Below are 23,373 nucleotides of genomic sequence, written 5' to 3' on the forward strand. Positions count from 1 at the left end.
TTCCCTACGTGGAAGCGCTTTCAAAACCAACAAGCAGGATGACAAGGTATGGCATTGACACGACAGGTGGTATCGACCCTTCAGGATGATGGCACGGACGTGATGGGACCAAGCACATTGGCCTGGCATTATCCGGAACAGAATCTGGTCTCGGGAAGTTTGCTGACAGTGGAGGCCAATCATTTTGCCGTGCTCAAGTCGCGCGGCGCGGTGCTGGGCGTTTACGACACGGGGCAATATCCCATCCAAACGCCAGACAAGCCGTTGATTGGCGGATTCGTCACCGGCTTTTTTGGTGGCAGTTCGCCGTGGCAGTACGAGGTGCTTTACGTCAATCGTGCCAAGCTGTTGATCCGCAGCACCGGCATCGCCAGTTCCGCGGAGATGGCCGAGATGTCCTACCAAGTGGAGTATTACATCCACGTGGACACGAAGGACGATGCGCTCAAACTCACCACGCACATGCCATTCGCCGGTCACGCGATCGAGGCCGACGAAGTCGCGCGCTATGCCGGCCCGGTGGTGGAGCAGGCGATCAACCAGATCATCCAGGTCACGCCGATGGAGAAGATCAACGAGCACATCCACGACATCGTGGAGCTGGTGAAGGGACACCTGGGCTCGTTCCTGGGTGTCTACGGCATCACGCTGAATGACGCCAAGGTGCTGATTCTCCCGAAGGACGAGCGCATGCGAGAGCTCATTTCCTTGCGCGCCTTCGGGTTGTCAGAGCTCGATGCCGTGCGTTACTACGTTGCGCTGAAAATGGCGGAAAAGGGTCTGGTGTCCGCACCGAACATGGCGGTGGGCCAGCCGTTCTCCATCGGTGGCCACACGATGGGCACGTTTCCCGTGCCGGGAGTGGACTGACATTCGTTCCCGCTGGTGGCCGTGCCGGTGAAGGTGCGGCCCTTCATTCTGTCGAGGGCAGTTCATGGAACTGAAAACCACCCCTAATCCGATCGACGACGCCGGCACGGCCAAGCAAGCCGTGTCCAACCTGTTCTACGGTTGGGGATACAACTTCTATCGCCGCGAAAACCAGCTGCGCGCCGATGATCTGCTGATCCGCAGCAAGCTCAGCGAACTGCTCGGGCAATGCCGCGCCCATCTGGGAGCCTTGGAGGCCGCCTTCCGACGCGAACATCTGCCGCCACCGACGCGCGAGCATCCCTTTCCGGATCAGGCAGCCGTCACCAACGCGCAGGCGTTGCAGCGTTTGCAATGCGACATCGAACATCTCGAAACGACCCTCCGCACCGCGTCAGTACCGGAGATGGATCGCATTCATCAGCGGCACCGGGATGAGCGCGACACGCTTGAGACACTGGTCGCCATCGACAGCGACATGGTGTGGGCTGTCGTCACGCTGCATGACGCCCTGACCCAGCTCGACGATGGTGCCACGGCGGCGGCCGCAGGGTCGAACCTGATGAAAGCCAGCGACATCGACGCGATATGGAAACGTCGAGAGCAGGCGCTTTCAGCGCTGAAGGCTCCGTCGTGAAGGGTGTGGAAATGACCTGATCATGCGGTTGAACGGCTTATCTGCCGGAGCCGATCCGATCCATCTGCAGGCTGGGGCGCCACAACGCGCCGTTCCGTGCGAGCGCGCTGTTCGGGGAGTTGACCGCGATCTGACCAGCGTGGCAAGGCGTCAGTAGCCGTAATCTTGAAGCGGTGCGGTGATAACGGATCGAGCATGTTCAACGGAACCCTCAATGCATGAAACGGGTTTCGTCGAACGATCTACAGCGACAGTAGTGACATCAACCCCAAGGAAAATCCAATGAAGAAACAAGTCGTGCCGTTGGCCGCTGCGATCGCGCTGGCCCTGACAGCGGTTACGGCGGCCGCGAGTGGCGCCAGTGACGTCACCCGCGCCACCCTCGACAACGGTCTGCAGGTGGTGATCGTGCGCGACGCGCTGGCGCCGGTGGTGACCACCGAGATCAATTACCTGGCCGGTTCGGACGAGGCGCCGGAGGCGTTTCCGGGCACGGCGCATGCGATGGAGCACATGATGTTTCGCGGCAGTCCGGGCCTGACCAAGGACCAGCTGGCGGCGATCGCGGCTAACATGGGCGGTGCGTTCAATGCGGATACCACGCAGAGCGTCACCCAGTATTACTTCGTCACGCCGGCGCGGGATCTGGGCGTGGCGCTGCACGTGGAGGCCCTGCGCATGCGCGGGGTGGACGTGACCGACGCGGCCTGGGCGAAGGAGCGCGGCGCGATCGAGCAGGAAGTGTCGCGCGACCTGTCCAACCCGTCGTACAAATTCTACGAACAGCTGCAGGCGCAGCTGTTCGAGGGCACGCCGTACGCACATACGCCGCTGGGCACGCGCGCCTCGTTCGACAAGACCACGGCGGCGATGCTGAAGCAGTTCCACGAAACCTGGTACGCGCCGAACAACGCGATCCTGGTGATCGCCGGCGACGTCGATCCGGCCGCCACGCTGGCCGAGGTGAAGGCGCAGTTCGCCGACATTCCTCGCAGCACGATGCCGGCGCGGCCCGCATTCGCATTCCAGCCGGTGCCGGCGAAAACGGTGCAGTTGCCTACCGACAGTCCGTATGGCTCGGTCTACCTCGCCTATCGCATGCCGGGGCTTGGCGCGAAGGACTACGCCACGGCCGCCGTGCTCGGTGCGGCGCTGGGTTCGCAGCGCGCCGACCTGTTCGGCATGGGCATAAACGGTACCGCGCTGTACGGCGGCTTCGTCGGGCAGTTCATGCCGCAGGCCGGACTGGGCATGGCGGTGGGCATCTTCCCGCGCGGCGGCAACCCGCAGCCGGTACTGGCGAAGATGCAGTCGATCCTGGCCGACGCGGCGAGCAAGGGCATCGACCCGGCGCTGGTGGAGGCGGCCAAGCGCAAGGCGATCGCCGGGCTGGAGTTCCAGAAGAATTCGGTCGCCGGGCTGGCCAACGCGTGGTCGCAGGCGCTGGCGTTCCAGGGGCTGGACTCGCCCGACGCGATGAAGCAGGCGATCGAGGCGGTGACCCCGGCCGGCGTGAATGCGCTGGCCCGCGCCACCTTCGTTCCCGCGCACGCGGTCACCGCCATCCTCACCCCGCAAAGCTCGGGCAAGCCGGTGGCCGGCAAGGGCTTTGGCGGCGCGGAGAGTTTCTCCTCCAGCCCGGACAAGCCGGTGACGTTGCCGGACTGGGCGGCACACGCGTTCGACAAGCTTTCGGTGCCGCGCTCCGCGTTGTCGCCGGTGAAGAGCACGCTGCCGAACGGCCTCACCCTGATCGTGCAGCCCGAATCGATCAGCGACACCGTGCAGGTGTTCGGCCAGATCAAGACCAACCAGGACCTGCAGGCGTCCAAGGACCAGGAAGGCGTGGCCGAAGTGCTGGACGGGCTGTTCCCCTTCGGCACCAGTCACCTCAACCGACTTCAGTTCCAGCAGGCGCTGGATGCGATCAGCGCGCAGGCATCGGCCGGCCGCCGCTTTTCGCTGGCCGTGCCGTCGGCGCATTTTACCGACGGCATCAAGCTGCTGGCCGACAACGAGCTGCATCCGGCGTTGCCGCCGCAAGCGTTCGCTGTCGTGCAGCATCAGGTGGCCGGTATGGTCGCCGGGCAGCTGCAGTCGCCCGCGTTTCTCACCGAGATGGGCCTGGAAAAAGCGCTGCTGCCGGCCAATGACCCGCAACTGCGCCATCCCACGCCGCAGAACGTGCTCACATTGACGCTGCCCCGGGTGAAGCACTACTACGCGCAAACCTTCCGGCCCGACATGACCACCATCGTCATCGTCGGCAAGGTCGATCCGGCGCAGGCGAAGCAGGTGGTGGAGCAGGCGTTCGGCGACTGGAAGGCGACCGGCTCGAAGCCCGTGGTGGACTATGCCGCGGTGCCGCCCAACCGACCCACCCAGTTCAATGTGCCCGACAGCAGTGCCAGCCAGGACAGTGTAGCGATGGCGCAGACCATCGACGTGACCCGCGACGATCCGGCCCGCTTCGCGCTCGACCTTGGCAACCAGGTACTGGGCGGCGGCTTCTACGCCTCGCGGCTGTACCAGGATCTGCGCGATACGCGCGGCTTGGTCTACAGCGTCGACAGCAGCTTCGACCTGGGCAAGCACCGCAGCACGTACACGGTGTCGTTCGGCGCCGATCCGGACAAGGTGGCGGCGGCCAGCGCCATCGTGGTGAAGGATCTGCAGCAGATGCAACAGCAACCGGTATCGGCCAGCGATCTGCAGCGCGCCAAGGGCATCATGCTGCGGCAGATTCCTTTGGGCGAATCCAGTTTCGCCGCCATCGGCGGTCAGTTACTGCAATTGTCAATCGAGGGCAAGCCGCTGGATGCGATGACCATCGCCGGCCAGCACTATCTGCAGCTCACCGCGCCGCAGGTCCAGCAGGCCTATGCGAAGTACCTTCGCCCCGGCGGCTTCGTGACTGCAGTGAAGGGGCCGGCACCCAAGAGCTGATCACGTTCGCGCGAGCATCGGCGAAAAGGCCCGTCGTCGACAGGCCTTTTCGTGTAGGCGCGAGCGCGCGCACCAGGGCAAACGAAGCGGGCGGGGCGCTTGCCAGATGCGCGTGGCAACTGTCGGCGTCAGCAGCGGCATGAGCCATTCCATCGGCGCGCTGGAGCGTTCCACGACGTCCGACGCCAGCGGATGACTTTTCCCCAGACGCCGCAACAAACTCTAGGCCACAACACGGAACACGACGGCCACCAGCAGTCCGATCCCCACGGCCAGCCCGAACCGCACCCTCGCGTTCTGCGGCAGCGCGGAAAACTCCATCACCATGCGCTGCAATGTCGTGTATGGAATATGGGCAGGATGTCGCCTTGCGATCCGGGTCTCATGCCCAGCCCAAATTTTTCTCGTCATCCCGGAATCGCGAAGCGATATCCGGGACCCAGTGCCTTGGTGCGTCACCGCCTTACGCGAAAGTGCAAAACGCCAGCCAACCGACCACCTTCGCCACGCAACTTGACCAGCTTCGCCAGCGGCGGGAGTCGATCGGCGGACTTCGGCCAAAGACCGGCCGTTGGAGGCTTGCCAAAACTGCGGGCATGGCCCCTGATTCTGGCCTCGGGCAGATTTCGGATAGCATCCTGTGAAGCCATTCGGTCGAAGTCAGACCCAATAAGCGCGGCGTCGATGTCGCAAGGGGACAACGGAGTGTTTGCCTATTATCTCGAACTGGCTGTGCGCAGCTTGCGGCGCAGCCCTGGCCTTACTGCACTGATGATGCTGGCGATCGGCTTTGGCGTGGCGGCGTCCATGACGATGTATTCGGTATTTCGCGGCGTGTCCGCCGATCCGATTCCATGGAAGTCGTCACAACTGTTCGTACCGCAAATCGATGCCTGGGGGCCGGGCCACCGCGAAAATGGCGAGCCGCCCACGACGCTGACCTATATCGATGCCATGGCGCTGATGCGGCAACATCGAGCCTTCCGCCAATCGGCAATCATTCCGATGTGGCGTTCGATCATGCCGCCTCGCACCAACCAAGGCAACAGCCTTATCGACATCCGGGGCTATGCGGTCTACAGCGAATTTTTCCCCATGCTGGATGTGCCGTTTCACTACGGCAATGGTTGGAGTGCGGGCGATGATGCTAGTCAGATTCCAGTCGTGGTGATCAGCGATCACCTAAACCAGCAGATGTTCGGTGGCGGCAACAGCGTCGGCAAGACCATCGCCATCGACAATCACGACTATCGTATCGTGGGTGTTGTCAAGCACTGGAACCCGGAACCGGAATTTTTTGCACTAATGAGGTACCAAGACTTCGAGCCCGACTTTTTTTTACCGGTTCAATTCGCGGTTGCAAATAACGTCCTCAACAACACCCACGCTGACTGCAAAGACGGCCACTATGCAGGCACCGACTTCGCAGCGCTTCTGCGTTCAGAGTGTGTATGGCTCTCCTACATGGTTGAACTCGATAGTCCAGCCGGTGCGCGGGCGTATCGGCAATACCTCGATGCGTATGCCAGCGAGCAGCAACAGCTGGGCCGCTTTCAGTGGCGGCCGAACAATCGCCTGCGCGACGTGTCGGCATTTCTCGACTACCAGCACGTGGTACCCGACAACACGCGAGTGTCGCTATTGGTGGCGCAAGGCCTGCTGATCGTGTGCTTGGTCAATACGGTGGCGCTGCTGTTGGCCAAGTTCCTGCGGCGCAGCGGTGAGATCGCCGTGCGGCGCGCACTCGGCGCATCGCGGGCGTCGATCTATGCCCAATTCCTCACCGAGGCGGGATTGATCGGAGCCGGTGGCGGCATCCTCGGGCTGCTGTTCACTACCATCGGCGTGCTGGGTGTCGGCTTGGTGATGCCAGCACGGCTCGCCGCGCTGGCACGAATCGACCCCATCTTGCTTTTGCTCACGCTGCTGCTTGCCGTGACTGCCACCCTGCTTGCCGCTGTCTACCCTTCGTATCGGGCGTCGCGCGTGCCGCCTGCGTTGCAACTCAAAGCAGCATGAGGACCACGCCATGAACGTTTATCCAATCCTCGTGGCCTTGCGTCGACACAAGGCCGCTACGCTTCTCATCGTGTTGCAAATCGCACTGACGTTGGCGATCGTCGCCAATGCTTTCTTCATTATTGGCCATACCATCGAGCGAATGAGTCGCCCGACCGGCCTAGAGGAAGGTGGCCTGATCTGGATTTTGCAGAAATTGCCAGCCCCCTCTGGTGGCGATGATGCCGCCAAAATTGAGACGCTCGATGCCCTGCAACGTACAGATCTGGAAACGCTGCGGAATCTGCCGGACGTGCAGAATGTCGCGGCATCGACAAGTATTCCTCTCCTCCAAGGCGATGACGCGGGCGATATTTCTCGTGATGCGGATCGCAAAGGCAAAATCGTGCGTGCGGCCTACTATTACGGCGACGAGCACTTGCGGGCGACCTTCGGCCTGCACCTGATCGCCGGCCGCGACTTTTCCGCCAGCGAGATCCGGCACGGACAGGGTGGCCCCGGCTCACCTGTCGTGATCGTGAGCAAACCCGTCGCTGATCAACTCTTTCCAGGTAGCAACGCACTCGGCCAGACGGTGTACCAGGATGGCAAGCCGGCCAAGATTGTGGGCATCGTCCAGCGGTTGCAAACACCGACGTGGGCGGATAGCACATGGGCCTTCAACTCGGTGATCGAGCCGCTGCGAGATGATGTTCTTTGGGCGGGCTATGTGGCGCGCGCGCGCGTCGGCCGCACGACGGAGGCGATACGCGAAATCCACAAGGCACTTTTTGCAGTGAACCCAATGCGCCATATGCCGACCGGCATCCATTCGTTTTCCGAGATGCGCGCCAAGGCTTATGGCCAGGAGCGCGGCATCGCGCTGCTGATGAGCATCATTTGCGTCATTCTGCTGAGTGTTACCGCCGCGGGCATCGTCGGTCTGACCAGTTTCTGGGTGAGCCAGCGGACCCGGCAGATTGGTGTGCGGCGAGCACTTGGTGCCAGAAAGATCGACATACTGCATTACTTTCTTATTGAGAACCTGCTGATCGCCGGAGGCGGCGCGGTAGTCGGCGCTCTGTTTGCCTTTGGCCTCAACGAATGGTTGATGAGGCATTACGAAATGATGCATCTTCCGCTGTTCTACGTGGCCATAGGCGTAATTGCCATGCTCGTACTCGGTCAGGTAGCTGTACTGGTTCCGGCGCGCCGTGCTTCCAACGTGGCGCCGGTCGTGGCGACACGATCGGTTTGAGCACTGAATCCTCGATCAGCAGAGTTCGGTCTTTCTAGTCGAATTCATCAGCTCTACGCAGAGAGCGGCTTTCCAGAAAGCAGCCGTTCGTCACGGTCAGCGACGGGTCGACAATCGACCATCAGTCGGATGGCCGTCCGGTTGGCGATGGGGGGTCAAGTTGTTCGGCGAACCTGGTCAGCTGTGCTGGAAATCTGCAGAAGACATGGGATGACCTGCCATGCGGCTGTCGAAAATCGCGGGGACGACGAAGTCGAGGTTGATCAGACCATTCCTGGCGAGGCCTGATTCAGCGCAACTTCCGCGTCATGTTGTTGAGGTCCTGCCGCACGTCGTCGATGCCGACCCATGGATCCGAGCGCAGGCGTGCCATCCGTTTGGGCGCGGAACGGATATCGAAGTCGCGTCCGCTCCTGAGCTTGCCCAGCTCGCTCCAGCGCAACGGCATGGCCACCGGAGCCCCGCTGCGCGCGCGCAGCGAATACGACGCCACGCTGGTGGCGCCTCGGCTGTTGCGCAAGTAGTCCAGGTAGATCTTGCCGCCGCGTTGCGCCTTGGTCGCGGTCGCGATGAACTCCAGCGGATGCGCTTGCGCCACGGTCGCGGCAAAGGCTTGCGCAAAGTCTTTCACCTGCGGCCAGGCGCAGCCCGGGTTCAACGGAACGACGACGTGCAAGCCCTTGCCGCCGGTGGTGCGCAGGAATGATTCCAGGCCGAGCTGCGCGAGCAGCTTGCGCATCAATCGCGCGGCCGCCACGACACGCGGCCAGGCCACGTCGTCGCCGGGATCCAGGTCGAACACCACGCGGTCGGCCAGATCGGGTTGTGCGATGGTCGAACCCCAGGGGTGGAATTCCAGCACCCCGAACTGCACCAGCTCGATCACCGAATCGGCATCCAGCGGATAGATGTAAGTTGCTAGCGCACCGGACTCCTCCTTCAGCTCCGCACTGCCCACGTGTTTCAGACCCTGGATCATGTGCTTCTGGAAGAAACAGGCCTTTGCCGTGCCTTCGGGACAGCGGATCACCGAGGTCGGGCGATGCACCACGCCGGGCAGAAACCACTTCATGATGCTGGCGTAGTAGTCGGCCACGTCCTGCTTGGTGTAGCCATCGTCCGGAAACACCACGCGATCAGGATGCGTGATCTCGATACCGGCCGATCCCCGAGAGGACGGCTTCGAAGCGGATGGCTTGCGCCCCGCAATTGGAGCTTTCGTCGCCGGCTTGGGCTTGCCGCCGGCGCGATCGGAGTCGGCCAGATCCGCAGGTGTCTTGTCGGTACGCATGGTCTTCAGGCTCGGTTGGCGCAGCAAGTTCTTGTTGCCGATGCCGCGGTAATACACCTCGGCGACCGCCGCCGGCCTGACCCATCGCGCACCGCGCAGCAACGGATCGATGGCGGCTAGCTTCACTGTGGGTTGGGTGCTGCCCTTGTCGGCGATGGCCTCGCTCAGTTGCCGCAGCTGTTCGTTCGAAAAGCCCGTGCCCACCCGTCCGACATAGATCCAGCCGGACTTTACATGCGGATCGGGCCTGGCCAGCAGCAGCGAGCCGAAGCCGCTGCGGCTGCCCTTGGGAGGCGTGTAGCCCACCACGGCAAACTCGTCGCTCTCCAGCCGCTTGATCTTCAGCCAGTCGTCGCCGCGACCCGGATGGTAGGCCGCATCGATGCGCTTGGAGACAATGCCTTCCAGCCCCTGGTCGGTCGCCATCCGGAATATAGCCTTGCCGTCGCCGATCGCATGCGTGCTGAAGCCGAGATGTTTCGGTGCGTGCGCCAGCAGCTTCTGCAACAGCTGCTTGCGCTCCAGCAGGCCGACCCGTGACAAGTCGCTGCCTTCGAGGTAAGGGAGATCGAACAGCATGTAGACCAGCGGCAACTGCGCTTCGCCCGAAAGCGTCTGCTGCAGCCCGTTGAAGTCGCTGTGTCCGCGCGCATCCAGCGCGACAACTTCGCCATCGAAGCGGGCGGAGTGCAGGCCCAGCGATTCCAGCGATTGCACGACATCCGGCAGCTTGTCGTTCCATGGCAGCGCGTTGCGCGACCACAGCTTCACCTCGCCGTCCGCGATCGCCGCGAGGATGCGGTAGCCATCCCACTTCACTTCATGCAGCCATTGCGCTCCTTCGGGTGGAGATTCGCGCAGGCGCGCCAGCTCGGGTTTGAAGAATTTGCTGCTTGGCACCGCCGGCTGCGCGCCGCTCAAGGCGGCTGCCGCCCTGGCCAGGTGCAGGCGGGGCAGTTTCCTCATCCTGGGAACGGTCTTCTTGCGGGCGGTCGATTGCTTCACCGCCGCCCTGGCCGCCGGTGTCTTCGCCGCCTCGCGGGTGCTGCGCGTCATCTTCGCGTCGAGCAGGTCATCCGCCTCGACATCGCCGGCGAACGCGTCCTTGGCCTTGATCAGGAACCACGCGGGCTGACGCTCCCTGCGGCTGCTGCGTACCAGCCGCCAGCCGCCCTTGAGCCGCTTGCCGAACAGCTCGAAGCTCAGATGACCCTTCCGCAACTGGGCTTCCGCATCGCCTTGCGTGGTCCACACGCCGCGGTCGAACCGATCGACATGGCCCTTGCTGTAGCCGTGCTCGATGTCGCCTTCGAAGTCGGCGTACGAAACAGGATGATCCTCGACCTCGACTGCCAGCCGTTTTACTTGCGGGTCATAGCTGGGCCCCTTCGGCACCGCCCAGCTCTTCAGCACGTCGCCGACTTGCAGGCGGAAGTCGAAATGGCGCCGGCTGGCGTGATGCAGCTGCACCACGAAGATCGCGCGGCGGTCTCCTGCCGGAACGTCATCGGCCGCGGGTTCGCGTGTCCTGGAGAAATCGCGCTTGCGTCGGTAGTCCTGCAGGCTGTTCATCGCCGTCCATTCGCTGCAGAAGAAGAATCGTCGAATCGGCAATGCTAGCGAATGCGTCGTGCGTCCGGGGTGAAGCGTTCATCATCTAGGGACGCCCTGATCTATTCAACGCAGGCGTCACCGGCTCTGTCTGCCCGCAGATCAAGGTGCGTCGACGAAGGCAGGCTGGCCGCCTGTCGAGGAGGTGCGCCGCGGAGATGGGGGCAGACAGAACCGGCCCAACCGATTGAAAACAAATGACGGGGTGATGTCCAGAAGGCCCGCAGGCGGCAGCGCGCGGCTTGCCAAGGCAACCAGCCTTGGCGGCGCCACACACCACCACCTGCGAACCTTCTGGACATCATGCCGCCTGCGTTGAATAGACCAGGGCGTCCCTAGGTGTATTTGACAGCTCGTCGACGGCATAAGGGGAATAGTCCGCATACCGCTGCCGGTGGAGAGCTGCGGAGAAAGCAGTAACGACGCGCGCCAGGCACGCCTCCTGACCCAGGCGCCATCATCGGAGAACCTTCGCCATGGCACGTCCCATCTGGACCGGAACCCTTTCGTTCGGGCTGCTCAACGTACCGGTCTCGCTGATGTCGGGCGAGCGCAGCGTCGACCTGCATTTCCGCATGCTCGACAGCCGCAGCAACACGCCGGTGCGCTATGAGCGCGTCAATGCGGAAACCGGCGAGGAAGTGCCGTGGAAGGAGATCGTCAAGGCCTTCGAATACGAGAAGGGCAACTACGTCGTGCTGCAGCCCGAGGACATCAAGTCGGCCGACCCGGAGGGACGCGAGGCGGTCGAGGTCGAGGCCTTCGTCGATGCGCAGTCGATCGGGCCGGAATATTTCGAGAAGCCTTACGTGCTCGTACCGGGCAAGAAAGCCGAGAAGGGTTACGTACTTTTCCGCGAGACGCTCAAACGCAGCGGCAAGATAGGCATTGCGCGCGTGGTGATACGAACCCGCGAATACCTGTCGGCCGTCATGCCCAAGGGCGATGCGCTGATGCTGATGCTGATGCGCTATCCGCAGGAGCTGCTGGACACCGACGACTACAGGATTCCCGCAGGAGCGGCATCGAAATACCGGATCTCGGCGAAGGAGATGCAGATGGCCGAGCAGCTGATCGACTCGATGAGCGATGACTGGAAACCGGAAAACTATCGCGACGAATTCCGCGACCGCCTGCGCAAGGTCATCGAGAAGCGTCTCAAATCCAAAGGCGTGGTCACGCCGCCCCAAGACGAAACGAACACGCCGGAAAACACCGCGACCAACGTGGTGGATTTCATGGCCTTGCTGCAGAAGAGCCTGGCCAGCAGGAAACGCACGCCGGCGAAGGAAGCTGCCGCGAAGCCGCCTTCCAGGGCGGCCCCGAAGAAAGCCTCCGCCGCGAAGAAGCCTGCGGCGAAAAAACCGACCGCGAAGAAGGCCGCCAGGAAACGCGGACCGTCCCGCAAGGCAAGCTGACATGCAACCGGTGCGGCGCTTCGGAACGCGTGCCTAGGTGGGCGAACTCATCGGCAATCATGCTTGCACGCTCTGTAAACGCGAGCAGGAGAAGTATGGCCGAATCTTCGGCGGCAATGTACGGAGGACCTCATGGGCAAGACCAACCTTCCTCGGTTCGGCGCGATCGGTACCAGCGACAGCACGGATACACTGGTCGGCGATGCCCCGCTTGCCAAGGAACAGAAGAAGCGACGTGAAGCGCGGAAGCATGGTGTCGGGCCGGCACCCGGCCGTCCCGCGAACGCACCTGAGCGGATTCCCGGCCAGGACCGCGATCCGGACGCAGAAAGGCCTGCGAAAAAAAGTCGCACAAGCCGGCAGGCGCCTCCGGACTGAGCGAGCGCGAGGCCATGGGCGGCCATGCGAACAGCGGCCATTCACCTTCGGATGCCACCTGAGGTCGGTTCTGCGGCGGCCTCGCTCTGGAGCGGAGCAGGGTTGTTCTTTCGGCAGCGGGATGAGATGTATGGTGCGGCGATACCGGCCGTTAGGCCATCGATGACTCCACCGTTCGCATGCAGGTGTTCTTGTGGAAGAGGAAGGGTTTTATCCGCGTTTTGCCAGCCGCGGGCGCACATTCGTCTACGTGTTGCCTTGCCGCGACGAGGACATCCTCAAGGTCGGCTTTTCACGTGACCCGCCGAACCGGTTCCGCACGCTGCATCGGCGCTTTTTCGAATTCTTCGACCTGGATCGCGGGCTGCTCATCCAGACCGATCAACTGCGCGATGCGCGTCGCATCGAGCGCTTGTTCATCACCAGGTTTGCCGGGCACCGGGCGCCGGCGCCGCTGGTGGTGCGAGAAGCGGCGGCCGGATATACCGAATGGTTTCGCGGCGTTTCGCCGCCGGCCGAGGTGCTGGCGCGCGAGGTGTGCGCGGATCAGGGGTTCCCGCTGCATGCGCCGCTGAGTTCCTGGCTGCGCGAACGTTTTGTCGAACGCAGCACGCTGTTGTACAGCTGGTCGGCCCGCATGCTGGAAGCGCTGGAGTACGAATACTTCAATGTGCCGGGTCCGGCACGAAGCGGACATGGCGCGAAAGTGCTGCGCGATGTGCTCGACGCCTGCGCAGCGCTGGGCATGGAGATTCGGGCCCTGGTGCCGGCGCAGGTGCTTGACTGGTATCGCAGCGACGACTATTTCGGTGCGCACTGAACCGGATGCCCGCTACTTCTTCTTGCTTCCTTGCACATGGGTGGCCTCGCATTCCCGGTGCCCGCACCGGCAGCCTTCGGGCTCGCTGGAAGTCGAGCGCTTGCCGCTCAGCCGCATCATCCCCAGCAAGATGATGTAGCTCGTCGCCGGGATGCCGGTTTGCCCGTGGGAGCGACTTCAGTCGCGATGGCCGCGACAACGGCCTGCGGCATCTCGGCGTTGCGGCTGCGCGGTGCACAGCAGGAGGGCGCATCGCACCGCCACGCAGTCGCGACTGAAGTCGCTCCCACGAAACAGGCCGGGGCCGGTGTGCGCTTTTCTGCGAACTGCCTCGGACTTCGTCGTTTCGGGATGGTCTGAATAAGTCCGAATTTTCCAATGCCGGCCACCGGCGCGCCTGGGTATGCCGGCGTCGTCTCCGGCGAGCGAAGGAGATCGAGCTGCTGATCTGCGTATCGAAAAGTCCCGGCGATTCAATGGCGGAGTCGAGTCCATGATTCCGTTTGGCCACGCCCGCTCTCGTCTCTACGCCAGCGGCTTGAGCCGAACTCTTCATCCGGTGCTCGCTTTTCTTCAACAACATGGGCCGATAAGCTTTAGCCATGTACGTCGTCCCCGAGCTTGAAGCCCTCTTAGAGCGGTCCGGGCTGCTCCTGGCGCTGGCGGTGGAGCACCTGTAGCGGGTGCTTGCAGCAGGACTCGATGCGACGGACGCGCAGTGGACTGTCGACCGGCGTTGCCGTTATATCGAGCGCCTTGAACTGCAGCACGACCGGGTGCTCATGCATCGATTGGCCATGCATCGGGCTGGCATGATGACAGTCCGACCGCGACCAAGCCGGAGCTGGACGACCCGGATCACGCCTAGCTTCCTCGACGTGCGGAATCGGGCTCCAACACTTGATGCTGCCCGGAGCGGGAAAGTCGGGCCTGGACCGCATCCCGCCGCCAGGAAGCGTCGATCCTACGTCCGTGGGGGGCTTATCGGCAGACCAGCACCGGGATCTTGCTTTGCAGCAGAACCTTCTGCGTTTCGCTGCCCAGCATCAGCCGGTTCAGGCCATGCCAGCCATGGGTAGCCATGACGATGAGGTCGCAACGATGTTCGTTGACGGCTTCCAGAATGGCTTGATGGGGACGTTCGCCGAAGGCGTAGTGGCATTGGCAGGGCACTCCGGCGGCCTTGGCCAGTGCTTTGGCCTTATCCAGGTAGCGCGAGGCGCTTTGCACGGCTTGCTGGCTGTAGCTCAGCTCCGCTGCGGCAAGCACTTCAGCCATGTAGGCAATGGAGTTGAATGGCGGCACGACATGCAACGCCAGCACCTTGGCGCCGAAAGTTCCGGCCAGTTCCAGGCCCATGCCGAAAGCCCGCAGCGACAGATCCGATCCGTCGAGCGGCAGAAGCAAGTGCTGGAACAGCGCCTTTCGTTGCACATGGGCAGGTTCCGGACTCACGGCGGTTTCGGTGGACATGAACAGAGCCTTCTGCGTCTTGAGGTGTCGCGCCTGTACCCGGTCGCGTCAGGCGTCATGTTGGCTTGAGCGATTGCCGGGATATTGATCGCGGTCAACTTGTTGCGTAATAGCCAGTTGGACCGGATGTCGCCGTGCGGGGGTCCTGCACGGCGATCGGCTGAAACGGAGCGCGCCCTGGCAGCCCACGTGCCCGAGTCGCGTCGACGACGGTTGATCCAGATCAAGACGAATTCCCCGCGCCTGGATGAGTGTCGGTGCATAGAATCCAGTCGAGGGGCGCCGTCATGTTCGAGATCCTCGTCAACATGGAAGAAATGCGCGACGACAATCCCGTGATGCAAGCCGGCCTGGCGCTGGCGGGCCACCTCGACGCCTATGCGACGGGGCTGCATATCGTCGAGGTATTTCCCTCGACCATGGCCATGCCCGAAGTCATGACCGTGCTGGAGACCGAGGAACACGAAGCCAGGCAATACGATGCCTGGTGGATGAATCGATGCCGCGAACATGGTGTCCAGGGCAACTGGGAGGTGATTCGCGGTGTATACGTGCCGGTACTGGCGCGGCGTTCGTGCATGGCGGATATCACGGTAAGCCGTCTGCCGAATCGTGAAGCGGGCTATCCCACCGGCATGGACTATGTGACTCGGGTATTGCTCACGGCAGCTTCCCCGATGCTGCTGGTTCCGCCGAAGTGGGACGGGACATTCCGGCAGGCGAGAATTCTGGTGGCCTGGAACAGCACGCAGGAATCCATGCGTGCCTTGCGTGCGGCCTTGCCGCTTCTGCGCAAGGCCGAAATGGTATGCCTCGTCGATGGCGCCAGCGACGTCTTGCCCGGCATCACGCCGCCGCCGCTGCCGGTGCGTGACTGGCTCACGCGGCAAGGCGTCATCCTGCACGAGATGCGACAGTTTCCGGCGACAACCAGCGCCGGTGAAGCTTTGCTCGATCAGGCGCATGCCATGCATGCGGACCTGCTGGTGATGGGGGCATGGGGTCACTCGCGAGTGAGCGAACTGATGCTGGGCGGCACGACACGCCATGTGCTCCAGCACGCCCCATTGCCGGTGCTGACGGCGCATTGAGCTTGCGATGTATCGAGCGGTTACGGCCTCATTTGAGCGCGTGGTGCCGGCAAAAATAGCTGCTTGATCGAACGATCTCTCCCCCGGCGAGTGCGCTCGCCGCGGCGTCCTTCATCCATCGTGCCGCATGGCGATCCCTAGAACGGAATACGCGATGAGTCCTGGGCTGGCGCGATACGGGCGGCGATTCGAGCGTGCGTCGAGAGAGCGGGACGCTGTTACAAACCGTTACAGAACCGAACTATTGCCGTTACGGAACGGACCTAGAGTCACGCCTCAGTCAACATGGACTGCATCGCGGAGATACGTGTCATGACAGTGCTGGCAACAGACAATCGCGTCGCACAGGCAGGTGGGCTCCGCGCTTCCATGGCCCAACCGGCTTCCGGCAACGGCCTTGGCATCGACATCGAAGCGATCCGCGAATACGTTCAGGTGCAGCGCCGCAAGCACCTCGCCGGGCAGAGCATCTGCCATGCCGGCCAGCCGTTCCATGCGATCTATCTGGTGCATGCGGGCTCCTACAAGATCTGCGAGCTGGCTGACGATGGCCGCGAACAGATCTCCGGCTTCCGCATGCGCGGCGAACTCATCGGCGTGGAATCGATCGGCCTGAAGGCCTATGCGAGCGATGTGGTGGCCCTGGAAAACAGCGAGGCGTGGGAGCTCCCATACCCGGCTGTACTGCGTGCCTGCCTGCATGTGCCGGAACTGCAGTCGCACCTGACCTCGGCACTGGCCGCCGAAATCCGCTGCGATCGTTCATGGATGCTGATGCTGGGCACGCTGGCTGCGGAACGTCGCGTGGCCGCTTTCCTGCTCGACGTCGCCGCACGCTACGCCCGCCTGGGTTACAGCGCGAAACACTTCATCCTGCGCATGAGCCGCATCGACATGGCCAGCTTCCTGGCTCTCAAGCATGAAACCGTCAGCCGCGCGCTGTCGCACTTGCACGACATGAGCTACATCGACGTGCAGCGCCGCGAAGTTCGCGTGCTGGATGTCGACGGGCTGCGTTCGATGGCGGGGATGAGCACTGCGTTGAATTGAGCGGTGTCACGCGCTGTTGTCGCGATCGAGCACACGGCGGACGGCGGCGCCGAGCTGTTCGCGGCGATAAGGTTTGCGCAACAGTTCGAACGCACCGAAAGCACGGGTGTCGATATCCATCGATGCGTATTCGTAACCGGAAGTGAAAAGCACGGGAAGGTGCGGCTGTCGCTCGCGTGCCTTCGCCGCCAGTTCAAAACCAGTCATACCGCCGCCCAGCACGATATCCGTAAACAGCAGGTCGATGTTACGGTGCTTCCTCAGCTGCTCCAGCGCCGTGACGGCATCGCCGGCTTCGCTGGGCAGGTAACCCAGTGTGCGCAGAAAGGCGACGGAGACCCGCCTTACCTCCGGTTCGTCCTCCACGACCAGAATGGACTCGTGACCACGGCGCGAAGGGGAAGGCGCCGCTTCTTCCGCCGCCGCTGAAGGCGCGGCAGGCAGGAAAAGCTCGACACGCGTGCCGAAGCCTACCTGACTCTCGATATTGAAATGTCCGCCGGACTGCTTCACGAACCCGTAGACCATGCTCAGGCCGAGCCCGCTGCCCCGGCCGGCTTCTTTCGTGGTGAAAAAAGGCTCCAGCACATGCTCCAGAATATTCGGCGGGATGCCTTCGCCCTTGTCCGATACGGTGAACACGACATACGAGCCAGGCGCGAGCCGGGTGTCTTCCTCGGCATGGGCGACGTTGTACGAGCGTGCCGTGATCGCAAGGCGGCCGCCGCGCGGCATCGCATCGCGCGCATTGAGCGCCAGATTGATCAATGCCGCCTCCAGTTCTCCCTCGTCGGCGTATACCGCAGGCACCTCGTTCGTGCACTCGGCGGTCACGGCGATGCGTTCGCCCAGCGTGCGCCCCAGCATCTCGCTCAGATCGGCCAGCAGTTGCACGGTGTGCACGGCACGCGGCAACAGATGCTGGCGACGTGAGAAGGTAAGCAGCTTGCGGGTCAGCGCCGCGCCACGCTCGACCGCACGCGATGCGCTGGCAAGGGTTTTTCGTGGCGACGGATCATCGGGTATGTCGGCCTCCAGCAACTGCAGGTTGCCGGAAATGACCGTCAGCAGGTTGTTGAAATCGTGGGCAATGCCGCCGGTGAGTTGACCGAGCGCGTCCAGGCGCTGTGAGTGCCCCAATTGCTCTTCGCTGCGCCCGCGTTGAATGAATGCCGCCACGATGTTGCCGACCGATTGCAGAAAATTCAGCCGGTCCCGGTCGAAATAGTCCTTCTGGGGCGCCAGTGCCAATAGCAAGCCCATGGGGCCATGCCGATCGGGCAACGACACGAGGGCGGCGTCCTGGTAATCGCTGCTCAGGGATGGGCATATCTTGCGAAGGAACTCGATGGCGGCATTTTGCAAGGGTGGCTGCTCACCGACCTGCAGCGTCTCGTTGCGCACCGTGTCGCGCATGGCGGGGTCGCCCGACAACGTCTCCAGTACCGCCTGCGGCAGACCCGTCGACGCAAGGACGTGCAAGCTCCTGTGGTGTGGATGGCTCAGGATGATCGCCGCCGCGCGAATGCCGAGGGTGGTTGCCACTAGCTCGGTAACTTCGTCGATGGCTTTTTCGTTGATCGTCGCCACCAGCAGACGCCGGCTCATCTGGGCGATGGCGGTGTCGAAGCGGGCGCGCTCCAGGGCCTGGCGGGCGCGCTGTGTTTCGGAGATATCGCGAATCGACGCGGCGTACAGCGTCCCTTGCGATGCGACGATGGGACTCAGCCCGATCTCGACCGGAAACGATTGGCCGTCGGCGCGTACACCGGTCAATTCGTAGCCGGCGCCCATCGTGCGCTCGCGAGGATGAGACGTGTATCGGTCGCGATGGGCGATATGCGCCTGACGCAGAGCCGCCGGCAGCAGCGCTTCCACCTGCAATCCGGTAAGCGCATCGGCTTCGTAGCCGAACAGCCGCTCAGCATGCGCGTTGGTCAGCACGATGATGCCCCGCCGATCTACCACGATCATGGCGTCCGGTGCCGCTTCGAATAACGCGCGGAACAGATTCGCGTCGGGGGCTTGCTTGCTGAACACGTCGGCGCCTATATCCGCTGGACCGTCGGCGAAAAGAGATAGCCCGAGCCACGAATCGATTTGATCCGTTGCGGATGGGTCGGGTCGAGCTCGATCTTGCGGCGCAGGCGTCCGATCTGCACGTCGATCGAGCGATCGAACGGTCCCGCGTCGCGGCCGTGGATATGCGTCATCAGCTGGTCGCGGGTGAGCACCTGCTTGGAGTTCTCGACGAAAATCCGCAGCAAGGCGAATTCGCCGCTGGTCAGCGGGATGGGTTCGCCTTGCGGCCCGAACAGGCTATGCGATTGCAGATCGAGCACGCAGCCATCGAACGACAAGCGCCCGGTATCCGCCTTCGGAGGAGAAGCGGCCCGGCGCAGGACGCTGCGCACGCGGGCCAGCAACTCGCGCAGATCGAACGGCTTGATGATGTAGTCGTCCGCACCGAGCTCCAGCCCCACGACACGATCCACCGAGTCGCCGCGCCCGGTCACGATGATCACCGGACCATGCCAGTGCTCGCGAAGGCTTCGGGTCAGGCTGAAGCCGTCTTCACCGGGCAGCCCGATGTCGAGCATCACGATATCGACCGGGCCGCCGTCGAGGACGCGGCGCATCTGAACGCCGTCGCCGGCGGTACTGACGCGAAATCCTTGGCTGCCGAAGTAACGGCTGAGGATATGGGCAATCTCGGTGTCGTCATCGACCACCAGCAGATGTGCCGGCTCGATCGTAGATGACACAGGACTGGACGAGACGGCCATCTGAATCCTCTATCCGCGGTGGTGCCCGGTCAAGTGGGGCATGCAACTCGGAGCATACCCCGGCGCCGGTTGGCTTGCAGCAGCGGACCCGGGTGCCCGCCGGGTGACTCCGAATGCGAAATCACCGGATTTCGCTCGAATATGGCGGGAAGGCAGCGATGGCTCGAGCCGGCGTGTTGAGCCATGTCAATCCGGCCAGGCGCCGCTTGCGCGATGATGCGATCGTTCGGAACGAGGACGTGACCATGCGTGCCATGGTGCTGAACAAGATCGGCGAGCCGCTGACGCTCCAGACACTGCCCGATCCGTTGCCGCGCGACGGCGAGGTGCGGTTGCGGGTGGAGGCCTGTGGCGTATGCCGCACGGACCTGCACGTCGTCGATGGCGAGCTGCCGGATATCGTGACGCCGCTGATCCCGGGGCATGAGTGCGTCGGCATGGTCGAGGCGCTGGGCGCCGGTGTTGCCGGATTGAAGCTGGGGCAGCGGGTAGGTGTGCCCTGGCTGGGCGGCAGCTGCCATCATTGCGAGTACTGTCGCGAAGGTCGTGAAAACCTGTGCGACACGCCCGAGTTTACCGGCTATACGCGCCCTGGCGGTTTCGCGAGCCATATCGTCGCGCGGGCGGATTACTGCGTGCCGTTGCGCGACGATGCCGATCCCGTCGCCACCGCCCCGTTGCTGTGTGCGGGCCTGATCGGCTGGCGTTGCCTGGCGAAAACGGGGCGGGCGAAAAGTATCGGTCTCTACGGTTTCGGCGCGGCGGCGCACATCGTCACCCAGATCGCCTGCCGGCAGCAGCGCAGGATCTACGCCTTTACGCGAGCCGGAGATATCGCCGCGCAGACTTTTGCGCGCTCGCTCGGTGCCGAATGGGCCGGTTCATCCGGCGAGCCGCCGCCCGAGCCGCTGGACGCGGCGATCCTGTTCGCGCCCGTAGGCGATCTGGTTCCGCAGGCGCTCCGTGCCGTCAGGAAAGGCGGCAGGGTGGTATGCGGCGGCATCCATATGTCCGATATCCCCTCATTCCCTTATCGCTGGCTGTGGGAGGAACGCGAGGTGGTTTCCGTCGCCAATCTGACGCGTGCCGATGCACACGACTTCTTCGCGGCACCGGAGCGCAACGACATAAAGACCACCACGCGCATCTATCCGCTCGAACGGGCCAACCAGGCTCTGGACGATCTGCGCGCGGGACACTTCAGCGGTGCCGCGGTACTCGAACCATAGTGGGATGCAATGGCACGCCGGCTCAGGTCGGCAGGTACGCGCGAAGCTCGGTGGGGGAGAGCGCAAGCAGGTCGCTGCCGACCTCGGCCACGATGCACTTCAGCGCCTGCTCGTCGAGGCGGTCGCGCAGCACGCCGAGAAATCGCGGCGGCGCCATCAATACGAGATGGTCGTATTGTTTCTCTAGGCGTCCTTGCCGAATCGTGTTGCACAACAGGTCGGCAAACTGCATCGCATGTTTTTCACGCAATGAAGTATGCGGTTCGACGGCATGGCGCGCCGAGTTCGCGCTTTCGTTGGTGCGCCCCAGTCGCCCGTGCTCGGGATGCTGCCCCGGCGAGCGGGCATTGGGATGGGTGAAGCATGCGATCTCGATCAGATCCGCGCCTTTCTTGGGTATCCCGAACAGGCGTGCCTTGGCGGCATCGGCGACCAGCAACCAGGTCTTCGACATGTTGGCGTTCTCCACGTGACCATTACGACCGCGGCTACTCGAAGCAGCTGGCGGCATCGGTACCAGAAAGTTTTGTCTGATCCATCGCCCGGCTCTCACTGAAGCGACGATGCAGTTGAACTCTATGACCATGGCAAAGCATGCATCTTGACGCCGGTCAACAACCGCCGAAATCCATGCCACCCGCGATTCTTCGTTGGAATGTATCGCGCGGTTGACATGGATCAATACATGGGCGTGCGGCATTTCTACAGTGACAAAGGATGCTCTGATCCATTCGACGCAAGTGGCTCGATGTCCGGAAGGCCCGCTGGCGGCGCTGCCTGGCGCAGCCAGTGCAGATCGTCTTCCTTCTCCTCAAAGCCGAGTCCAACCGCGACCGCTCCCCGCATGCGTCGGCGCACGTTGGCAGACAGAGACCGCGATGCCTGCGTTGAATAGATCAGAGCATCCGTGAGCATCGATAGCCGCCTTTCCGCGTGCCTAACCTCGGTGTGTTGCACCTCCGCTCGTGAAATTTGAGGAAGAACTCATGAAAAATGATCGTCAACTTCAGAAAGACATCCTGAACGAACTCGACTGGGAGCCATCGGTGGACGCCAGCCGCATCGGCGTCGAGGTATCGGACGGAGTGGCCACCTTGTCGGGCCATGTCGACAGCTACACGCAGAAATGGGCCGCCGAACGCGTGGCACAGCGCGTCGCCGGGATCAAGAGCGTGGCGGTGGAACTGGATGTGATTCTGCCTGGGCCACATCAACGCAACGACACCGAGATTGCCCAGGCGGCCGCCAACGCCATCGACTGGAACGCTTCGATTCCGAAAGACACGGTCAGGCTCGTCGTCGAGAAGGGATGGGTGACGCTGTCCGGCGAAGTCGAATGGGCTTTCATTCGGACCGCCGCCGAAACCAGTGTCCGCAACTTGTATGGCGTCAAAGGCGTGGTCAACAACATTGCCATACACCCAAGAGTCGAGCCGCGCGGCGTCAAGACCAAGATCGAGGCGGCGCTCTACCGGCGCGCGCACCTCGACGCCACGGGCATCGTCGTTGACGTGAAAAGGGGGACGGTGACCTTGACGGGCGAGGTCGATTCGTTGGCCGAGCGCAATACGATCGAATGGGCGGCGTGGAGCGCACCCGGCGTACAGAAGGTCGTCGATAACCTGGTGGTCGCCAATTGACGCTGCTTGCGTGATGAGAGAGGTCGCTTCGACGCGACCTTCCTCTTCACGCGGGCGTCACTTGCCGAATCCATCGCCACGTTGTTCCACGCGGCAGGCTATTCGAGAGTCGATACGTACCGGGACGGTTATGCCTTTCGCGACCGAATTGACTTGAATCAACACGCCTCGCCGTTCTCTGCGTAAATTGGCAAATCCCGCAGGAGCGAGGTCATCGGTCCGTCGAGTATTCGCCGGCGCATGCATTCCATCCGGGAGAAACCCATCATGTATTCCTATCGCCGTATGGCTTATACGTCGCTTGGCGTGGCGCTGATTGCCCTGAGCGGATGTACTGGTTATGTGAAAAAGGCCGATTTCGATTCGGCGGTGAGCGAGTTGCGCGCCAACGACCAGAAACAGCAACAGGAGATCGACAATATTTCGCAGCAAATGCAGCAGCGTTTCGCTGCCTATGACGCCAGGATCGCCCAGATGGGCGGGCGCGTCCGCGTCGACGCCATTTCGCGTTTCGCTTTCAACGACGCGACCCTGCGCGACGAGGACAAGCCGCTGCTGGATGATTTCGCCAAAATCGTCTCGACGCATTACCCGCAGGCAGTGGTGACGGTGGAGGGTTTTGCCGACGCGGCAGGTGGCAGGCGCTACAACGTTCGACTCGGGCATGCACGCGCCGAAGCCGTACGCGACTATCTGGTGAAGAACGGCGGACTGGCTGCCGACAAGGTGCGTACCGTCAGCTACGGCAGGGCGGAGAACCGTCAGGTGCTCAAGGGCAAGTGGGGCGACGGCGCCGAACCGAATCGCCGGGTGACGCTGGTAGTCGATTTCGCGGGTTCTCCGACAGCACCCTGAACAAGAGCCGTCGATCGCATGG

General features: G+C 62.9%; 18 protein-coding genes. 13 read left to right on the forward strand and 5 right to left on the reverse strand.

The window, feature by feature from the left end; translation table 11 throughout:
• Positions 1-48: 48 nt before the first annotated feature.
• The 5 genes from ACFPPB_RS08270 to ACFPPB_RS08290 all read left to right on the forward strand — a co-directional run bounded on the left by ACFPPB_RS08270 (position 49) and on the right by ACFPPB_RS08290 (position 7,709).
• On the forward strand, positions 49-870 hold the full coding sequence (locus ACFPPB_RS08270; protein ID WP_377326207.1) for an SPFH domain-containing protein: 822 nt from the start codon (positions 49-51) through the stop codon (positions 868-870).
• 64 nt (positions 871-934) lie between these two features.
• Entirely contained in the window at positions 935-1,507 is a 573-nt protein-coding gene (locus tag ACFPPB_RS08275) for a hypothetical protein (RefSeq protein WP_377326209.1), read from the forward strand.
• Between the two features lie 282 nt (positions 1,508-1,789).
• Positions 1,790-4,453, forward strand: coding sequence for a M16 family metallopeptidase (locus tag ACFPPB_RS08280; RefSeq protein WP_377326211.1), 2,664 nt, complete (start codon positions 1,790-1,792; stop codon positions 4,451-4,453).
• Between the two features lie 705 nt (positions 4,454-5,158).
• Complete coding sequence (locus ACFPPB_RS08285) at positions 5,159-6,472, forward strand: ABC transporter permease (RefSeq protein ID WP_377326213.1); 1,314 nt, start codon at positions 5,159-5,161, stop codon at positions 6,470-6,472.
• A 10-nt stretch (positions 6,473-6,482) separates the two neighbouring features.
• Complete coding sequence (locus ACFPPB_RS08290) at positions 6,483-7,709, forward strand: ABC transporter permease (RefSeq protein WP_377326216.1); 1,227 nt, start codon at positions 6,483-6,485, stop codon at positions 7,707-7,709.
• 289 nt (positions 7,710-7,998) lie between these two features.
• On the opposite strand, the gene ligD is transcribed toward ACFPPB_RS08290, so the two are convergent.
• Positions 7,999-10,572 carry a DNA ligase D gene (ligD, locus tag ACFPPB_RS08295; RefSeq protein WP_377326217.1) on the reverse strand — a complete coding sequence of 858 codons (2,574 nt, stop codon included), beginning with the start codon at positions 10,570-10,572 and terminating at the stop codon, positions 7,999-8,001.
• A 515-nt stretch (positions 10,573-11,087) separates the two neighbouring features.
• Between ligD and ku the strand changes: the two genes are divergently transcribed.
• The 3 genes from ku to ACFPPB_RS08310 all read left to right on the forward strand — a co-directional run bounded on the left by ku (position 11,088) and on the right by ACFPPB_RS08310 (position 13,227).
• Entirely contained in the window at positions 11,088-12,029 is a 942-nt protein-coding gene (gene ku / locus ACFPPB_RS08300; protein ID WP_377326219.1) for a non-homologous end joining protein Ku, read from the forward strand.
• Positions 12,030-12,161: 132 nt separating this feature from the next.
• On the forward strand, positions 12,162-12,407 hold the full coding sequence (locus ACFPPB_RS08305; RefSeq protein ID WP_377326221.1) for a hypothetical protein: 246 nt from the start codon (positions 12,162-12,164) through the stop codon (positions 12,405-12,407).
• Positions 12,408-12,600: 193 nt separating this feature from the next.
• Complete coding sequence (locus ACFPPB_RS08310; RefSeq protein ID WP_377326223.1) at positions 12,601-13,227, forward strand: GIY-YIG nuclease family protein; 627 nt, start codon at positions 12,601-12,603, stop codon at positions 13,225-13,227.
• Between the two features lie 981 nt (positions 13,228-14,208).
• On the opposite strand, the gene ACFPPB_RS08315 is transcribed toward ACFPPB_RS08310, so the two are convergent.
• Positions 14,209-14,700, reverse strand: coding sequence for a universal stress protein (locus ACFPPB_RS08315; RefSeq protein WP_377326225.1), 492 nt, complete (start codon positions 14,698-14,700; stop codon positions 14,209-14,211).
• 287 nt (positions 14,701-14,987) lie between these two features.
• Between ACFPPB_RS08315 and ACFPPB_RS08320 the strand changes: the two genes are divergently transcribed.
• Entirely contained in the window at positions 14,988-15,791 is an 804-nt protein-coding gene (locus ACFPPB_RS08320) for a universal stress protein (protein WP_377326227.1), read from the forward strand.
• 369 nt (positions 15,792-16,160) lie between these two features.
• A complete protein-coding gene (locus ACFPPB_RS08325) occupies positions 16,161-16,841 on the forward strand; it encodes a Crp/Fnr family transcriptional regulator (RefSeq protein WP_377326229.1) in 681 nt (226 codons plus the stop codon).
• Between the two features lie 6 nt (positions 16,842-16,847).
• Here the strand turns inward: ACFPPB_RS08325 and ACFPPB_RS08330 are convergent, their stop codons facing one another.
• Together ACFPPB_RS08330 and ACFPPB_RS08335 are read right to left on the reverse strand one after the other, a co-directional pair.
• Complete coding sequence (locus ACFPPB_RS08330; protein ID WP_377326231.1) at positions 16,848-18,881, reverse strand: PAS domain S-box protein; 2,034 nt, start codon at positions 18,879-18,881, stop codon at positions 16,848-16,850.
• Between the two features lie 8 nt (positions 18,882-18,889).
• Complete coding sequence (locus ACFPPB_RS08335; protein ID WP_377326233.1) at positions 18,890-19,627, reverse strand: response regulator; 738 nt, start codon at positions 19,625-19,627, stop codon at positions 18,890-18,892.
• Between the two features lie 158 nt (positions 19,628-19,785).
• Here ACFPPB_RS08335 and ACFPPB_RS08340 point away from each other — a divergent pair, with 158 nt between their 5' ends.
• Entirely contained in the window at positions 19,786-20,856 is a 1,071-nt protein-coding gene (locus ACFPPB_RS08340; protein ID WP_377326235.1) for a zinc-dependent alcohol dehydrogenase family protein, read from the forward strand.
• 22 nt (positions 20,857-20,878) lie between these two features.
• Here ACFPPB_RS08340 and ACFPPB_RS08345 read toward each other — a convergent pair whose 3' ends face one another.
• Positions 20,879-21,556 carry a host attachment protein gene (locus ACFPPB_RS08345; protein WP_377326237.1) on the reverse strand — a complete coding sequence of 226 codons (678 nt, stop codon included), beginning with the start codon at positions 21,554-21,556 and terminating at the stop codon, positions 20,879-20,881.
• A gap of 286 nt (positions 21,557-21,842) precedes the next feature.
• Between ACFPPB_RS08345 and ACFPPB_RS08350 the strand changes: the two genes are divergently transcribed.
• Complete coding sequence (locus ACFPPB_RS08350) at positions 21,843-22,496, forward strand: BON domain-containing protein (RefSeq protein WP_377326239.1); 654 nt, start codon at positions 21,843-21,845, stop codon at positions 22,494-22,496.
• Positions 22,497-22,763: 267 nt separating this feature from the next.
• Positions 22,764-23,351 (forward strand): OmpA family protein, encoded by a 588-nt coding sequence (locus ACFPPB_RS08355; protein ID WP_377326241.1) that lies wholly within the window; start codon positions 22,764-22,766, stop codon positions 23,349-23,351.
• The last annotated feature ends 22 nt before the right edge of the window (positions 23,352-23,373 follow it).

This window comes from Rhodanobacter terrae (assembly GCF_042657005.1).
Taxonomy (GTDB): Bacteria; Pseudomonadota; Gammaproteobacteria; order Xanthomonadales; family Rhodanobacteraceae; genus Rhodanobacter; species Rhodanobacter terrae.

Coding starts and splice junctions, on each gene's coding strand:
- ACFPPB_RS08340 (WP_377326235.1), top strand. CDS start 19,786: ATGGCTCGAGCCGGCGTGTTGAGCCATGTCAATCCGGCCAGGCGCCGC.
- ACFPPB_RS08280 (WP_377326211.1), top strand. CDS start 1,790: ATGAAGAAACAAGTCGTGCCGTTGGCCGCTGCGATCGCGCTGGCCCTG.
- ACFPPB_RS08320 (WP_377326227.1), top strand. CDS start 14,988: ATGTTCGAGATCCTCGTCAACATGGAAGAAATGCGCGACGACAATCCC.
- ACFPPB_RS08345 (WP_377326237.1), bottom strand. CDS start 21,556: ATGCCGCACGCCCATGTATTGATCCATGTCAACCGCGCGATACATTCC.
- ACFPPB_RS08325 (WP_377326229.1), top strand. CDS start 16,161: ATGGCCCAACCGGCTTCCGGCAACGGCCTTGGCATCGACATCGAAGCG.
- ACFPPB_RS08355 (WP_377326241.1), top strand. CDS start 22,764: ATGTATTCCTATCGCCGTATGGCTTATACGTCGCTTGGCGTGGCGCTG.
- ACFPPB_RS08290 (WP_377326216.1), top strand. CDS start 6,483: ATGAACGTTTATCCAATCCTCGTGGCCTTGCGTCGACACAAGGCCGCT.
- ACFPPB_RS08270 (WP_377326207.1), top strand. CDS start 49: ATGGCATTGACACGACAGGTGGTATCGACCCTTCAGGATGATGGCACG.
- ACFPPB_RS08275 (WP_377326209.1), top strand. CDS start 935: ATGGAACTGAAAACCACCCCTAATCCGATCGACGACGCCGGCACGGCC.
- ku (WP_377326219.1), top strand. CDS start 11,088: ATGGCACGTCCCATCTGGACCGGAACCCTTTCGTTCGGGCTGCTCAAC.
- ACFPPB_RS08305 (WP_377326221.1), top strand. CDS start 12,162: ATGGGCAAGACCAACCTTCCTCGGTTCGGCGCGATCGGTACCAGCGAC.
- ligD (WP_377326217.1), bottom strand. CDS start 10,572: ATGAACAGCCTGCAGGACTACCGACGCAAGCGCGATTTCTCCAGGACA.
- ACFPPB_RS08335 (WP_377326233.1), bottom strand. CDS start 19,627: ATGGCCGTCTCGTCCAGTCCTGTGTCATCTACGATCGAGCCGGCACAT.
- ACFPPB_RS08315 (WP_377326225.1), bottom strand. CDS start 14,700: ATGTCCACCGAAACCGCCGTGAGTCCGGAACCTGCCCATGTGCAACGA.
- ACFPPB_RS08350 (WP_377326239.1), top strand. CDS start 21,843: ATGAAAAATGATCGTCAACTTCAGAAAGACATCCTGAACGAACTCGAC.